Genomic DNA, 15130 nt, shown 5'->3' with positions numbered 1-15130 from the left:
TAATTCTCTATTGTCAAACATAAACCGAAGCTTAATAAATGTCAAATGTCTAATAGACCGTACCGTCTCTGAAGTTGCAACAATTTCACTCTAGCTTCCCCAGCATTGTCGGCTAAATCGGCAAATTCCAAGAACCGCCTCAACTCTTTTCGCAGCAAATTGCGCTCAACTTCTAAGGTTTCTCTGCCCAAATCTGGAGGCAAAACTATCATGTCAAATAAAGTTGCCCTTTCCTTCCCCGGATGTGGCCGCAAAATCCGTCCCCGGCGCTGAATAAACTGGCGCGGATTGCTGCTGCTTGCTAAAATTACAGCATTGCGAATTGCAGGAATATCCACGCCTTCATCCAAACACCGAATCGCGACTAAACCTTGCAATTCTCCACTCTCAAATTGCTGACGCAATCGTTCTCTTTCTGCTAAAGGAGTTGCCGCAGTATAAGTGTTAACTCGGTAGCCTAATTCTGAACCCAATAACTTCGCGGTTTCTGTTAGTTGGCGGTTGTTATTTCGGCGCGCACCTCCTTCGATCGCACCGTCGCCGCAGTAAAATAAAGTATGGCTTGTGTCGAGACGGTGAATCATTAATTCTCGCAAAGCTGTTAATTTATTAGCCGCTGCCCCAATTAACCGAGCTCGCTGCATTAATAAAGTCGTTAAAGCATCGTTTTCTTCTACTTTTTCATCGCCCCAAAGCGCCCAGCCAATCTTTTGAGTTAAGCGGGAATACTTGCGGGTTTCGGCTTCTGTCAATTCTACTAAAATTGGATAGTATAAATAATGTACTAATGCTTTTTGGCGGATGGCGTCGGCTAAAGTGAGTTCCGGCTGCAAAACAGGACCGAAATAATCTAAAATAGCTTCGGTTCCTTGTTCGTCGAAATGCCTTTCTGGGGTGGCGGAAAGGGCGAGTCGCAGTCCAATATTGCGCGGCAAACTTTCTCCTAAACGGGGCGCGCCTAAGTTGTGAACTTCGTCTCCAATAATCAGGGTTTTTTCTGGGAAATAGCGCAGTTGCGATCGCAAACTATCTCCCATTAAGGTAGCGTTAGTAGTGATGATTGTGAGGAATAGCCGATCGCCAGATCGCACTTCATACAAACCCGCAGCCAGCTTGTTTTGCCAACTGCGGGCGCTATCAAAAGCCAAAATAGGTTTTAAACCAAATTTCTCCGATTCGCGCGCCCACTGATTCACCAGGTGGCAGTAAGGGCAAATTACGAGCAGGACTTGCAGGTTAATTTTATTGTATAATTCAGTGGCGATCGCCAGCGCAGTAATCGTCTTGCCACTACCCGTCGCCATCTTCAGCGTACCGCGTCCCTGATTCGCAAACCAATTAGCAACCGCCACTCGCTGATACTGTCGCAATTGCAGCGATGGCGGCATTTTCGGAAATCCAAATTGCGAATTATTAGCCGTTGAGCGATTCACCTTTAAATGCCGTTAGATGCAATATTCCCTATACTCAACTGTAACTCACGGGCGATCCAACCTTAACAACCCAAACAAATCATCCGCCGACAGTTGCAAATCCGACAGCACATCGAGCACAGGTAAAATATCCTCATTCTCTTTCGCCTCTGGTTGCTGCTGCGGTTTAAAAACAAGAACTAATTTTTCTGCCGGGTCAATCAACCAACCCAGTTTAGCATTGTGATTTAAGCAAAACAAAATATTATTAATGACCCGAGTTGGATTTTGATCCGGCGATAAAATCTCTATTGTCCAATCCGGCACAATTTCAAACCTATTTTCTATTTCTCCATTAGCATTGAAAGGAATGCGCGACCACTCAAACACTGCTATATCGGGCACAAGAGAACGTCCCCCAAAAGTGCAGCGCAATTCTGGAAACGCATAAGCTAACTTCTGCGGTTTGCCAACTCGATTAATAACAGATGGAAACTCGAATTGTAACGTGCTGTGTTTTCCTTGCGGCATAGCTTTTTGATAAAGTTGACCGTCAACATACTCGCTAGCAGGCTTAGTCTCTGGCAATAGCAGAAACTCTTCCAGAGAAATCTTTGACGGAGACTGAATTGACGTTACCATAAGCCATTAACCCCTCAACAACTCAACTGCCGTCTTAAAAATTTATATCGCTGTCAGTTTCCCAATCAGGACAACTCTCCGATTCCACACCGGTAGGGTGCATCGCACAAACCAACAAATTTCCCCCGTAAACTTGACCGTGATAGTTGCGACAACCGCGACAAGCCGGCTGCTGCGTCGGCGAAGGGTCTACATAAGTCACCATCGACAAATCTATCTCATCAAACTCCGGGTCGAAGTCGCGGCAAATTTCAATTATCGGTTCGATAAATTCATTAAATAAACCGTCAAATTCATTGAAATAACCGTCAATGTCGTTAATCAGATTATTTTGTACTTGTTCTGTAAACTCTTCCGACATTTTTGCCAAAACGTCCAGCATTTCGACAAACTCTTCGCTCATTTCGCTGAAAAAATGCTCTACTTCAGAAACAGCATTTTCCATTACTCCGAAAAAATCTTTAGACCAATCTTCCATGAATTTGACAGCTTGCTATTACAAAATATTTTACATACAGGTGCAGCCAGCCTCATGCGAAGCGATCGCACCTACTTTCAATTCTATTACCTATTGCCGGATATCCGGTAAAGTCTGACAGGGGAGATATTCAAAAAGGGAACTCAAGAGTATTATCCTGAGTTCCCTTCATGCTTTGCTGGGCGAGCTTTTTTGAGTTTAATCTCGCTTCAGCCGCCGCAATTCCTCTTGTAAATTCTGCACCTGTTCGCGGAGCTTGTCTACGCCGCCTGTCTCTTTAACATCTTTTGCCGAAACATCTTCTTCCTCAGAAATAATTTCAATCCGCCGAGGTTCAGCCGGTTTTTGCTCCCGGGCCGATTCTACGGGAGGCTGCTGCTGAGCCTGTTGTACCATATCATCAACAAAGCGGCGAGCTTCTTCCGTTGACATCTCGCCACGCTTGACTAATTCGTCTGCCAGCTTTTGGGCTTCAGTGCGTAATTCAGTTAACTTGCTGCCAGCTTTTTCACCAGCGTAGGAAGCTAGCCCGACACCAAGGTAAACTGCTTTTTGTAAAATATCTCCGAAACCAGGCATAGGAGCTACACCTCATAAAACTGGGTGAACCGGAGACCACGCCTATTACAAGCATCCCGTGTTGCTGCTACCTTCCGGTCCTGACAAGATTTGGGCGTTGGAATCGCGTGGGTCCAGTTCATATATGAGTATAACACAGTTATTTATTCTTCAACCACACACCAGTGATAAATTTCATAAATAACGCAACCGTTCTTCACCAGCGGGTCTTCAGCGACGATCGCCTTCGCCTCATCCATCGAACCAGCCTCAAACAGCAACATACCGCCGCCCCGCCGCGCCCAGTAGCCAGTTTTCGCTCGGTGTCCTTTAGAAATCAACTCTCGGACATAAGCTCTGTGAGCTGGCACGTATTGGTCAAAGACAGGCTTTTCGACAATTCCTTGCTCAATTTTGACAAACCAAGGCATTTTTATTTGGGATTTTAGATTTTATATTTTAGATTGGGCATAGGTGATCAGCAATGGGATCTAGGGCAAATGCTCTATATTCCATTTTGCACCATCCTTTCTTAACTGCGATGTTATCCCATGAACCAGTCAAAACAGCGATTTTTTATTGCCCTAGTGACACCTCCCGATATTGAACAGCATATTACTGAGATTCAACAGTATTTTGCGACAGCCTACAACAGCCGCGGTGCTTTGAATTCGCCACCGCACATCACGCTGCAACCTCCTTTTCACTTGTTAGCAGAGGAGGTTCCAAAATTAGAGGAAAGTTTGAACCAGTTTTCTGCAAATCGGCTGCCCATTCCCGTTACTCTATCCGGTTTTGCGGCTTTCGCGCCCCGCGTCATTTACGCTGATGTTGTCAAATCACCCGAATTGCTGGAGATTCACAAAGATTTGATGAGTTATATCGAGGCAACTTTGGGAATAGTCGATCGAGTTTCTCAGACTCGCCCATTTGTACCGCACATGACAGTAGCCTTTCGCGATTTAACTAAGGAGAATTTTCAAACGGCTTGGTTGGAATTCTCCGGGCGATCGCTCCACTTTGAGTTTACCGCTTCGGCATTAACCTTGCTGCTTCACGACGGCAGCCGATGGAACATCCGCAACCAATTCCCACTTTCGGCCTAAACTCTCTCTCTTCTTTCTCTTCCTTCGCGGACTTCGCGTCTTCGCGGTTCGTTTTCCCAAAAAAATCTTATTAGCCAATCCTGATTAATATCATGTCCTCACTACAAACCTTTTTAAACTTAAAGACCAAATAGCCTAGCGATCGCTCTTATTCGGAGTTGCAAGTGCCACAGTTCCGTAAACCGAAATTCCAGACAGTTTCAATATTTGAATTGCCGACTTAACGGTAGTACCGCTAGTGTAAATATCATCAACTAACAGCACTCGATCGGGCGGGAGTCGGCGACGAAAATCTTTGCCCAAACTTAAAGCATTTTTCATTTCCGCTTGCCGCTGCTGTGGCGTCAGAGCGAATAAAGCCTGAGTATTTTTCACCCGCTCCAAACCGTGCCGCTGCAAAGGCAAACCAGTCAGCTCGCAAAAACTTTCAGCCAAAAGTTCTGCTTGGTTAAAACCGCGCTCCTTGACCTTTTCTTTGTGCATGGGAATCGGTACAACTGTTAGATTGTCTATAGCTAATTCTGGAAAACTCAGCCAAGATTCTGCCAGCCAGCCGCCTAGAGGTTTGGCTAATTGCGGATTGCCGTCATATTTCAAAGCTGCGATCGCCCGTTTGAGAGCCCCGCCATACTCACCCCACACAAAAACACGCTGCTCTGAGTGCCAAAATCGACCAGGATCGCTTAACTGACATCGCTGAAGTTGCTTGTGACAGTACGGACAAAACTCTCCGGCGGCTGGTCGCTGACAAAGAGGACAGTTAGACTTAAGAAATAGATTTAGAAAAGATTTGACTAATCCCGTCCATTGTCGCTTTTTCATCCTAAAATTGTGGTAAGTGATTAATGGGAAAAACTATCAAATTCAATTTGTTTCCACGGACAGGCTCGTAGCGTGAAAAACCTCTACTGGTTAGACAAAATTCAACCTTCAGACCGAGAGGCAGTGGGAGAAAAAGCATTTTACTTGAGCTGTTTGCTCCAGAAAAATCATCCTGTTGTACCGGGTTTTGTCGTGCCGACTACCACATTCTGGCAGTTTTTAGAGTCGATCGACTGGCTAGAACCGCTGTTTGCTGACTGGCCACACTCTTCCCTGCACTTGAATGTCGATGAACCCAGACAACTGCAATCGATCGCCCGCAGCATCCGCCACCAAATCCTCGCCGGCCAACTGCCAGATTCACTGCTCTCCACCCTAGAGTCTGCGGTTTCTCAACTCAACTCAAACTCAAACTTAAACTCCACAGCCTTAATTTTTCGCCCTTCCCTGACTTCCTGGAACCCGAAAACAGTCGGCATTCTGGAATCTCAGGCAGTACGGGCAGAACCCGAAGCCATTGGGGCAGGACTCAAACGAGCTTGGGCAGAAATGTTCAGAGCCCGAAGTCTATTTTACTGGCAGCGGTGCGGTCTGCGGGTACAGCAAATCAATCCCGCAGTTTTGGTGCAGCCACTTCAAGAAGCGATCGCCGCGGGCGAGGTAAAAACAAAGGCGGGTACACAGTGGGAAATCCAAGCCACTAGCGGTTTGGGATTGTCCCTCGCTAGGGGAGAAACCATCCCCGATTACTATCAAGTGCAGCCAGAAACAAGCGCCGTTAAATTCCAGCGGATCGGTTACAAAACATTAGCCTACAATCTCAAAGTCGGCGATGGAGAACCGAAAAAAAAACTGCATATCGGCAAGTTTTCTGCTTTCCCAATTCCCGATTCTCCATTTCTAATTCATGATTTTGGTGACTGTTGTGTGCAACTTTTAGCCCTGGGAGAGGAAGCACAAACAGAATACATTTTAGAAGAAGCGCAACTGCAAGAAATCATTGAATTGAGTAAAAAAGTGAGCGCAGAATTTGACTCGGATTTAATTTTGGAGTGGACGCTAAATCAGACAGCAAACAGCGGCGAATCGCAGTTTTATTTCACTCAAGTTCGTCTTGTCAAAGGGGAAAAAGTCGAGCCTGTAGAGGAAAATTCGATCGCCCTCCCGCAGCCAAACTCGATCGCCCCAGCCAGAACTCCTACGATACTCAGAGGTGTGGGAGCAGCATCAGGAAAAGCCGAAGCAATTGCCCAAGTTATGACTAATTCCCACCCCGAAAACGCGGAATTCTTAGCCGGAGGCATTTTGGTAGCCCGGACAATCGAGCCTAATTGGCTGCCTTGGCTGAAGGTCGCGGCTGGGGTGATTGCGGAACAAGGAGGCATGACCTGCCACGGCGCCATTTTAGCTAGAGAATTGGGGATTCCCGCCGTTGTGGGAGTGGCAGGGGCCACTCGGGCGATCGCCTCGGGCGATTCGGTTTTGGTAGACGGCGATAGCGGAGAAGTTTTTGCCCTCGCCCAACCCGATGCGATCGAGACAGGAGACAGCGGCCGACTTCGGGACACAGCAAAAAAGGCAGATGTATACAGTACAGCAGCAAAAATGTCAATAGCCAAGCACCAATCTTCTACCTCCGATCGATCGTCCAATTTCGGGCCTAAATCTCGACAATCAGAGTCTGCCGAATATGTTTGGGGCCCACCAACGGCGACTCAAGTGCTAGTGAATGTCAGCCAAACAAGTTCGATCGACCGCCTCAAAAATCTGCCAATAGACGGCATCGGATTGCTGCGATCGGAATTAATGGCATTGGAAGCTTTGGACTGTCAAAACCCCAAAATTTGGTTGCAAAACGGCCGCCAATCGGAATTTGTCGATCGCATGGCGGATTGCCTGAGTTTATTTGCTGCTGCAGTTTCGCCGCGGCCGATATTTTATCGTTCTCTCGATTTGCGCGAGTCAGGCGCCCACGGCAGTTTCAGTAATACCTTTGAACCCGAGTTATTTGATTGGGAACTATGCGTACTTCAAAAAGTCTGCGAGTCAGGCTATAAAAATGTTAATTTAATTTTGCCTTTCGTGCGCTCAGTTGACGAGTTTATCTACTGCCGCCAGCGCTTAGAAACAGTTTGGAAAAACCGCTCAGCCGACTTTCAACTTTGGATTATGGCGGAAGTTCCTTCGGTGTTATTTTTATTGCCAGATTACGTAAAAGCAGGAGTTCAAGGAATTTCCATCGGCACCAACGATTTAACCCAATTGCTGTTAGGCATTCACCGCCACTCCGACCAGGTAGCAAGTGCTTTCAACGGGCGCGATCGAGCAGTGATGAGGGCGATCGAACAATTAATCCGTCAGGCCCGGGCCGCCGGCATTCCTTGCTCTATCTGCGGCGACGCTCCAGCATTGTATCCCGACACAGTTGAATCCTTCGTGCGGTGGGGGATTTCGTCTATTTCGGTCAATGTCGATGCTGTAGAACAAACTTGTAGGGCGATCGTCCGCGCCGAACAGCGCCTGCTGCTAGAAGCCGCTCGATCGATAATTAACAATTAACCACTTCCGGACGCACTTGACCTCAGAAATCCCGTTTCTACTCTAAATCATAGCTTTGGCAAGCAGCCACCCGCTCAGAAACCCGGTTTCTAGACAACCCGTGCGTCCAGGACTATTAACAACTACAGAAACCCGGTTTCTAATTAGATATAGCAATCCTAAGTGATTTTCTAGATATGTAAAATCTGAAAGTCTTGCTATACAAGAAGTCTAGGAATACAAGAGGGCGTTGTGTTGTGAAACTCAGATCGGATTGCTATATATCACCCGTGCAGACAGTGAGGACCTTTGTAATTGGTGAAACCCTTGTTTTTATTACTTCTTCCTTCTTCCTTCTTCCTTCTTCCTTCTTCCTTCTTCCTTCTTCCTTCTTCCTTCTTCCTTTTTCCTTCTTCCTTCTTCCTTCTTCCTTCTTCCTTCTTCCTTCTTCCTTCTTCCTTCTTCCTTCTTCCTTCCACTAACATCCGATTTTAAAGCTAGGATAGAAATATAACCAATTCTTGACCCGGAGGTACAAACCGTGAAATCAAAAATTATTGCAACCGCAGCAATACTTGCCACCCTAGCCTTTCTGCATCCTCATCCAGCATTATCTCAACCTGCAACTGACGGTGGCAAAAAACCCGGCTTCTGGCAACCTCAAGCGCAGGTGGACAATACTCGCAACATTACCCTCAGACTGTTAAATGAAACGGGATTAAACCTAGAATACGGTCAATCAGGTGCCAGCTTGTCATCCTTGCCCGTCGGAACCAGCAAAAACATCATTGTTCGGATCAGCAATCGCACCGGCGACATTGCCAATATTCCGATTAATGCCACAGGAGGAACCGCAACTTTGAAATACGACTATAACGTTGACTCGCAGACAAACATTGTGACGATTCGCATCACCAGATCAGATCCCCGCACTACGCAAGACCGCTCAGTTTATATTGATGAAAAAGGGCGAGTTTACTCTTTCTAAGATTAACGCTAATCAACCCGGTTTCTCCTGATAAATCTTGGTTTTAGCAGGGAGGTATCCGGGAAGAAATCGGGTTTCTAGACTAGCGTGCATAAATTCTGTCTTTCTCAAAAAGTTATAAATCAAGTGCAGCCTACAAAGAATCGATGTTTTTGTGCAGCGGATTTGACATTTCATCCCCAAAATCAACTGCTGCTTGCAATTCGGCGCTAGTGGCATACTGGTGCATCAGGTGGGTTTCGAGAGGATGTCAACCGCCGCATCGCAGACTAATATCCGTCGTTTCTCTTGATACCTGCGCCTCGATTTCCCTCTTCTTTCGGTTTAGCTTTGTTCACTCGCAAGGGGCGTCCCATCCACTCTGCACCGTCTAATTCGGCAATTGCAGCGTCTTCTTGGGCATCCTCCATCATCTCAACAAATGCAAAACCGCGCATCCGACCGGTTTCCCTGTCGGTAGGCAAGACAACTCGCTTGACTGTGCCGTATTCTGCAAATACTGCTTTCAGGTCTTCTTCGGTGGCGCGGTAAGACAGATTTCCAATGTAGATAGTCATGTCGATCGAACTGAACTTGTTGTGCTATACATAATAACCTTTTAATTTAACTGTCAAGTGCTATCTAGCATACAACTGGGCGATCGACTCTGACTACAAGGGTTTGCCACACTGACAAACTCTTTGTACTAGCTGCAATAGTTAGCTTAATCAAAACTCATCTCCTCACTCATCCGCAGGGCGAGTCAGGATATGAGTTTTGGGGCGGCGAGGAATCCCACCCATGAACAATACTTGATTTTAATCAGATCAGTGATATGTGGGCGACGCATGACCAAGCATCTTTGGAAACAAAGCGACTAACAAGGTATAATATATTAGGTTGATCTGGGCCACGATCGTTGATATAGCAGTTCTCAACTTTCGTGAGGGACTTGCCAGTTAATTACCAATTCCCTACTTCTTCAATTCTTTAATCTAAAATCTAAATTTGTACTTCACTCACTTGAGAATTGCTATACACATCTACATAGCCCTTTGAGGAAACCTAATTCACATCTCCCCAGCCCTTGCCTAAACGGGGAGATCTCACCTTCAATCCTTGGGCAAAATTTGGAATTGCAAATTGGAAATGAGGAATGGGACAAATTTTCTCTCCATCTCCTTAATCCCCAGTTTAGGATATTACTTTTCTCAATTAAACTAAGGATGTGAGATTAAAAGCAGCTTTGTTAAGTGTTTGAGTGCCAATTCGACTTTGGGTAATACCGCTGGCGGTTTCCGTTGCTCCTTTATTCAGAACATTCATCGCATCTACCACTTGCTCAATAGCGATCGCCTGCTGTTTACTATTCAGATAAATTTGCTGACTGCTCATAACAACACTGTTAATAGCATTAGCAACATTGTTAAAATTATCCGCCGTACATTCAGTCAATTTTAGGCTATTATCTAAAGTTTTCTTGCCCTCATCTGTTACGACCACTGTTTTATTAATGGAATTTTTAATAACGTTTATCAAATCATTAATCAGATCCGACGATTTTTTGCTTTGATCTGCCAGTCTGCGAATTTCCGTCGCCACCACCCCAAAACTCTTTCCTTGTTCTCCGCTGCGTACTGCTTCCACTGTAGCATTAATTGCCAGCATATTAGTTTGATTAGCCAAATCGCTGACTAAATTGGTAATATTAGCAATCTGATTGGTTTGCTGGCTCAAATGTAAAACTTGATCGGCGATCGCTCCGACTTTTTCCGTCAAACTCAACATTCCCTCCTGGGTTTTATGCACCACTTTACTGCCTTCTGCTGCCATATTTAAGACATTACTGGCATTTTCAAGGGCTGATTCGGCTTGCATAGCTGATTGCCTCGATGATGCGCCCAATTCATCCATTGTGGTAGTTGTTTGATTAACAGAAGCAGCTTGTTGTACAGCAAGACGTTCCTGTTGCTCAATTGTAGCAGCGATCTCGGTAGAAGAACTGACAATCATATTAATAATACCTTTCAGCGCTTTATCTAAAGGTTTGGCGATCGCTATACTTAAAGCTATTCCTAAAATAATCGCTGTCAGCGGTCCAACTGTCATCCCCAGTAAGACAGATACTTGAGTCTTACTAATATCATTTTGTGCGCTTTGATAAGCGTTGTCTGCTTGTTTTCGGTTATAATCAGCAACTGCTAAGGTTGATTTTTCCGATGTGATAAATTTAACGCGAATTAGCTTAGCTTGCTGGCTCAGTTTATTTAAGAGGTTACTAGCTGTCCTTGCTCTTGCCATCTCTGGCGAATTACTTTTACCCTGCTTAATTAGTTCTATCTGCAAAGCCAAAGGATTCAAAATTCCCACTTTTTCAAATTCTTGATTAATTCGCAGGAGTTCTTGATCTTCCTGCTTCCACTCCTCCCAATACTTAAGCATTTGTTTATATAGTGCATCTTCCTCTGCGGTACGTGGAGTGGCTTCGTATGCTTTAAACCCATCTTTAATTTGCTGCCAAGCCTTGTCCATTCTGTTTAAGGCATCTTGCCTTTCGACTGGACTGAGTGCCGGATTAATTAGCGCTCTCTCTGATGACTCAATTTGGGTTTGTCCCTCGTTAATTTTTAATAAAGCTTCAATACTCGGTAAGTTATTTTTACCGATAGTCTCTATGTGTTGACTGAGAGTAGATGTTGAAGTCCATCCTACCCAGGCAACTAAAAATACTAAAAGTCCCATCATCAGAAATGCACTGATCAGTCTGGTTTGTAAATTCAGGTTTCTCAACATAATATTTTTTTTACTTCTACTACCCTTAGCCTCGCGGGAGTCATGAATACATATTGTAGAGTATAATTTTTATCATCTACACGAGGTACAGGTTTACATTTTACGTTTTAGGTTTGACAAGTAGTAATTAATTCCTGAGTACCTCCTGTTCCTGAGAATGGCTATAGATGTTGGGTGATGACATGGCTAGGGTAGCTATTTGGTTGTCATCCTGCTGAATTCATTTTGATAAACCTCTTTATTCTACAGGTTAAAACCTGTAATTACACACACCAAGCCGACGCCCGCAAACTGGAAAAAGTGGGTAGGATTATCATTAAGTTCGGAGGTCAAAGATATAGCATTTATTCGAGAGATGAGGTATCATATTGCTGAGTAATTCATAAGGGTAGAATTTGAAAAACACAGATTGACTAATAAGTTGAATGATATCAGTTTTTATTTCAACAGCCACACGAAAAAATACATATTAGCACAGTTTTGAATGACAGTTACCGAACTAAGCTCCGAGGGTAAGTCCCTAGACAAAATAGGCTTGTGGTTGCCTCTTTTAGTAAAATAAACATACGCGGCTGATAGCGAAGAAACGGCTGCCAGTAAACTCCGGAGATTGATTATTAGTCTTTTTATTAAATTTTTGCTTAGCCAACTTCTTCCCTTTATGTTAGCCATTGCGAGAGGTGAAAAAATTTCGATATGGTATGTCTAAATGCCTTAGCGATTGCTGTAACGGAACTGAGGAAACATCTTTTAACCATTACCTAGCTTCTGTTTTCTATGACGTAGAGTAAGCATAGCAGACAGTTTGTTATACCATGGCACTCGTTCGGAAAACTTACAGAAAGAACGCCAGCGCATCATTCCAAAAAACCCTCACGCAGCCAAACAACCGCAGCTCAGCTCAGTCGCTGTTGGTGTGTGGGGTAAAATCTGTACTCATAGCAGGCTTTCATTGCTATGGTAAATGCGTTAAAAGGGGTATCCAGTAGGCGGTATGGGCAAGCTGGATACCCAAAAGCTTATGGGAAGGATGCTCTAGGGAGTCCTAATTATTTTGTAGCTTCTATTGGCGACGGGTTCTTGGAAGTTCTGAAACGATATATCCATAATCAAGAAAAGCCGTCCTAAAAGGACGGGATTTTAAACCAAAATCTCTGATAACTTTAATCAGTTTGGCGTTGAGAGGATGTTACTGCTTTTCCTTAGTCGATCGAGATTGACTGAGGCCCCGTGCTTTTACCGTTGGTGGTTTCGGCTGGGGGAGTAGTGTAGGAAGTTGAACCGGCTTGCTCGTCAATCCAGCTTTTAACGGGCTCTTCGTGAAGGTTGAGTCGAAGCAGGCCAGAAAAAAATCCACCAGTGAAGGCGATCGGCTGTTGGATCAATTCTTGGGCCATTGGGATGAGTTCGTCGAGGAACATTCAAGAGTCTCCTTTTGCTGCAGGGGTTATACCTTAACTTTACCGTTTGTACTGCGATGCTGGCAGCGGGCTACAAAAAACCTTGTTCCCAGCGCTGAAGATGGGCGATCGGGCAATTTTTCGGCTAATGACTTACAATGCTAATCAAATTGCTGCAAAAATTTTATGTGCCGTTTGCTTGGCTACCTCGGGGAGCCGATTTTACTCGATGCTATTCTGTACAAGCCGGAACATTCCCTAATTGTGCAGAGTTACGAACCCCGCGAAATGACTTCTGGCGTACTCAATGCTGACGGTTTTGGTATTGGTTGGTATCACCCGCACCTAGATACTGACCCGTTTACCTATAAAAATGTACAGCCAATTTGGAGCGACGTTAACCTTCCGAGTATCAGTCGATACGTTGAATCTGGATGCGCGATCGGATATGTTCGCAGTGCAACTTCAGGACAAGCTGTAGATGTGAGCAACTGTCAGCCGTTTCAGAACGATCGCCTGCTGTTCGTACACAACGGCTTCGTGAAGAATTTTCGGCAAACTCTTTATAGACCACTTCGCGATCGACTCAGCGATACGCTTTATCAATCAATTAACGGGACTACAGATTCCGAGCATATCTTCGGCTTGTTTGTCAATGAATTGACAGCCGGCAATGTGACTCTAGAAACTGCTTTGCAAAACACGCTCAAAACTGTGGCAGAGCTAGCAAACTTTCACCAAGTAGAATTTTCAGCTAATATAATTATCAGTGACGGACACCAGCTCGTTGCCTCTCGCTTTGCTTCCCAAAAAACCCCTCCTTCCCTCTATTGGCTGCGAGACGATTTAAATTTCCCGAATTCAGTCATCATTGCTTCTGAACCTTTATTTGCGGGCAATTGGCACGAGTGCCCAGTCCAGAGCATTATCAGTACCGGAGTAGAGCGTGATATCGAAATCTATCCAATCTTGTAGAGAGGCAATTTATCGCGATTTGCAGCAGTGTCGCCGCGGCACTTTCAAGCTATTTGCAGACATCGATTATGATACTTTTTGCCGCCAAGCTCATCCTGATTTCAGTCCGGTTGGCTGGCACTTAGGTCACATTGCTTATACTGAGGATTTGTGGCTGTTGCAGCGGTGTGCGGGGTTGAAGCCAGTCTTTCCTGAGTATCACCAACTGTTTGCTGCTGATATTTTGCCGAAAAAACAACGGGTTTTTCTGCCGACGTTACCTGAAGTTGAATTATATCTGGACGCGGTGAGAAAAAAGGTGTTAGATTATTTGGAAGTAGCGCCGATAGACGAGCAAGAACGTCTCTGGCGGTTTATTATTCAGCACGAAAGCCAGCACTGCGAAACTGTTGCTTTCGTGTTGCAAATGCAAAGGAAGAAGGAAGAAGGAAGAGGGAAGAAGGAAGAAGGAAGAGGGAATGAGGAAGGAAGATTAATTTCCAATTATCGATTACCAATTGCAGATTACCAATTACCAATTACGGATTCCCGGGCGATTGAAATTCCGGCCGGGGAATTTTACATGGGAAGCGATGCTGCTGAGGCTTTGGATAATGAGCGATCGCGCCACCTGTGTTATTTAGAAGCATACTCGATCGATCGCTATCCCGTCACTTGCGGTCAATACCGAAATTTCCTGGAATCCGGCGGCTATCAAAACCCTGATTGGTGGTCAGCGGACGGCTGGAAATGGCTGCAAGGCGAAGCCGTCTCTCAACCGCTTTACTGGTCAGAAAATCCAGCTTTCAACAACCATCCAGTTTGCGGTGTCAGTTGGTATGAAGCCGAAGCTTACTGCAACTTTATCGGCAAGCGTTTGCCATCGGAAGCAGAATGGGAAAAAGCTGCGAGTTGGGATGCCACAAATCAAACATATCGCATCTATCCTTGGGGAGAAGAACCGCCAAACGGCAGCCTGTGCAATCACGGCAATAATATTGCAAATACCTCGCCAGTCGATGCCTTTCCCAAAGGAGCAAGTGCGATCGGCTGCTATGATATGTTGGGGAATGTTTGGGAGTGGACTGCTTCAACCTTTGACGCCTATCCGGGATTTGAAAGTTATCCTTACAGGGGATATTCTCAAGTTTATTTTGATGGAGAACACCGGGTTTTAAAAGGCGGAAGTTGGGCGACTTTTCCGCAGGCACTGCGATCGAGTTTTCGGAATTGGTACTATCCGGGCGTGCGGCAAATTATTGCTGGTTTTCGCTGCGCTAAGTAGTTTGCTAGGTAATTATAATTACCATCAAATTTGTTCATAGTGAGGAATTTATTCATCGGACTTTTCCGATGAATAAATTCCTTAATACTTGCATTATAAAGCTTATTTGACGAACATCAGATAAATGGCTGGAGAGGGAATTGGGGAAAAAATTTGTTTGCGAAATGCCCAACTT

The 15130-nt window shown here is 45.1% G+C and carries 16 protein-coding genes, 1 other RNA gene and 1 pseudogene; 6 read left to right on the top strand and 12 right to left on the bottom strand.

The window, feature by feature from the left end; all coding sequences use genetic code 11:
• Window positions 1-41: 41 nt before the first annotated feature.
• The 6 genes from QT996_RS05750 to QT996_RS05725 all read right to left on the bottom strand — a co-directional run bounded on the left by QT996_RS05750 (window position 42) and on the right by QT996_RS05725 (window position 3521).
• Window positions 42-1388, bottom strand: a complete 1347-nt coding sequence (locus QT996_RS05750) for a DNA phosphorothioation system restriction enzyme (protein ID WP_333045269.1) — start codon at window positions 1386-1388, stop codon at window positions 42-44.
• A gap of 90 nt (window positions 1389-1478) precedes the next feature.
• A complete protein-coding gene (locus QT996_RS05745) occupies window positions 1479-2054 on the bottom strand; it encodes a Uma2 family endonuclease (RefSeq protein WP_333045184.1) in 576 nt (191 codons plus the stop codon).
• 34 nt (window positions 2055-2088) lie between these two features.
• Entirely contained in the window at window positions 2089-2532 is a 444-nt protein-coding gene (locus tag QT996_RS05740) for a hypothetical protein (protein WP_333045182.1), read from the bottom strand.
• A 198-nt stretch (window positions 2533-2730) separates the two neighbouring features.
• Window positions 2731-3111: a phasin-related domain-containing protein gene (locus QT996_RS05735; protein WP_333045180.1), complete on the bottom strand. Its 381-nt coding sequence runs from the start codon at window positions 3109-3111 to the stop codon at window positions 2731-2733.
• 23 nt (window positions 3112-3134) lie between these two features.
• Window positions 3135-3231, bottom strand: an RNA gene (gene ffs, locus QT996_RS05730) — signal recognition particle sRNA small type.
• A gap of 23 nt (window positions 3232-3254) precedes the next feature.
• On the bottom strand, window positions 3255-3521 hold the full coding sequence (locus QT996_RS05725; RefSeq protein ID WP_015179070.1) for a YciI family protein: 267 nt from the start codon (window positions 3519-3521) through the stop codon (window positions 3255-3257).
• Window positions 3522-3641: 120 nt separating this feature from the next.
• On the opposite strand from QT996_RS05725, the gene QT996_RS05720 reads away from it, so the two are divergent.
• A complete protein-coding gene (locus tag QT996_RS05720) occupies window positions 3642-4196 on the top strand; it encodes a 2'-5' RNA ligase family protein (protein ID WP_333045179.1) in 555 nt (184 codons plus the stop codon).
• A 135-nt stretch (window positions 4197-4331) separates the two neighbouring features.
• Here the strand turns inward: QT996_RS05720 and QT996_RS05715 are convergent, their stop codons facing one another.
• Window positions 4332-5018, bottom strand: a complete 687-nt coding sequence (locus QT996_RS05715; RefSeq protein WP_333045177.1) for a ComF family protein — start codon at window positions 5016-5018, stop codon at window positions 4332-4334.
• Between the two features lie 72 nt (window positions 5019-5090).
• Between QT996_RS05715 and QT996_RS05710 the strand changes: the two genes are divergently transcribed.
• Entirely contained in the window at window positions 5091-7577 is a 2487-nt protein-coding gene (locus QT996_RS05710) for a putative PEP-binding protein (RefSeq protein WP_333045175.1), read from the top strand.
• A 263-nt stretch (window positions 7578-7840) separates the two neighbouring features.
• On the opposite strand, the gene QT996_RS05705 is transcribed toward QT996_RS05710, so the two are convergent.
• Entirely contained in the window at window positions 7841-8041 is a 201-nt protein-coding gene (locus QT996_RS05705; RefSeq protein WP_333045173.1) for a hypothetical protein, read from the bottom strand.
• A gap of 56 nt (window positions 8042-8097) precedes the next feature.
• Here QT996_RS05705 and QT996_RS05700 point away from each other — a divergent pair, with 56 nt between their 5' ends.
• Window positions 8098-8544 (top strand): hypothetical protein, encoded by a 447-nt coding sequence (locus QT996_RS05700; protein WP_333045172.1) that lies wholly within the window; start codon window positions 8098-8100, stop codon window positions 8542-8544.
• Between the two features lie 269 nt (window positions 8545-8813).
• Here the strand turns inward: QT996_RS05700 and QT996_RS05695 are convergent, their stop codons facing one another.
• The 3 genes from QT996_RS05695 to QT996_RS28585 form a co-directional block, all read right to left on the bottom strand.
• Window positions 8814-9101 carry an RNA recognition motif domain-containing protein gene (locus QT996_RS05695; RefSeq protein WP_015179076.1) on the bottom strand — a complete coding sequence of 96 codons (288 nt, stop codon included), beginning with the start codon at window positions 9099-9101 and terminating at the stop codon, window positions 8814-8816.
• Window positions 9102-9738: 637 nt separating this feature from the next.
• Entirely contained in the window at window positions 9739-11316 is a 1578-nt protein-coding gene (locus QT996_RS05690) for a methyl-accepting chemotaxis protein (protein ID WP_333045170.1), read from the bottom strand.
• Window positions 11317-12151: 835 nt separating this feature from the next.
• Window positions 12152-12211, bottom strand: coding sequence for a helix-turn-helix domain-containing protein (locus QT996_RS28585; RefSeq protein WP_445304541.1), 60 nt, complete (start codon window positions 12209-12211; stop codon window positions 12152-12154).
• Window positions 12212-12273: 62 nt separating this feature from the next.
• Here QT996_RS28585 and QT996_RS05685 point away from each other — a divergent pair.
• Window positions 12274-12444, top strand: a pseudogene (locus QT996_RS05685) (transposase); the annotation flags it as partial.
• 74 nt (window positions 12445-12518) lie between these two features.
• Here QT996_RS05685 and QT996_RS05680 read toward each other — a convergent pair.
• Window positions 12519-12737 carry a hypothetical protein gene (locus QT996_RS05680; RefSeq protein WP_333045167.1) on the bottom strand — a complete coding sequence of 73 codons (219 nt, stop codon included), beginning with the start codon at window positions 12735-12737 and terminating at the stop codon, window positions 12519-12521.
• Between the two features lie 165 nt (window positions 12738-12902).
• On the opposite strand from QT996_RS05680, the gene egtC reads away from it, so the two are divergent.
• Window positions 12903-13691, top strand: a complete 789-nt coding sequence (gene egtC / locus QT996_RS05675) for an ergothioneine biosynthesis protein EgtC (RefSeq protein WP_333045166.1) — start codon at window positions 12903-12905, stop codon at window positions 13689-13691.
• Window positions 13663-14955, top strand: coding sequence for an ergothioneine biosynthesis protein EgtB (locus QT996_RS05670; protein ID WP_333045164.1), 1293 nt, complete (start codon window positions 13663-13665; stop codon window positions 14953-14955). The genes egtC and QT996_RS05670 overlap by 29 nt, the downstream gene beginning before the upstream one ends.
• Window positions 14956-15130: the final 175 nt, after the last annotated feature.

This window comes from Microcoleus sp. S13C4 (assembly GCF_036700865.1).
GTDB lineage: Bacteria > Cyanobacteriota > Cyanobacteriia > Cyanobacteriales > Microcoleaceae > Microcoleus.
The sequence above is the reverse complement of the archived record's forward strand: the minus strand, read 5'-3'. Positions and strand labels throughout refer to the sequence as shown.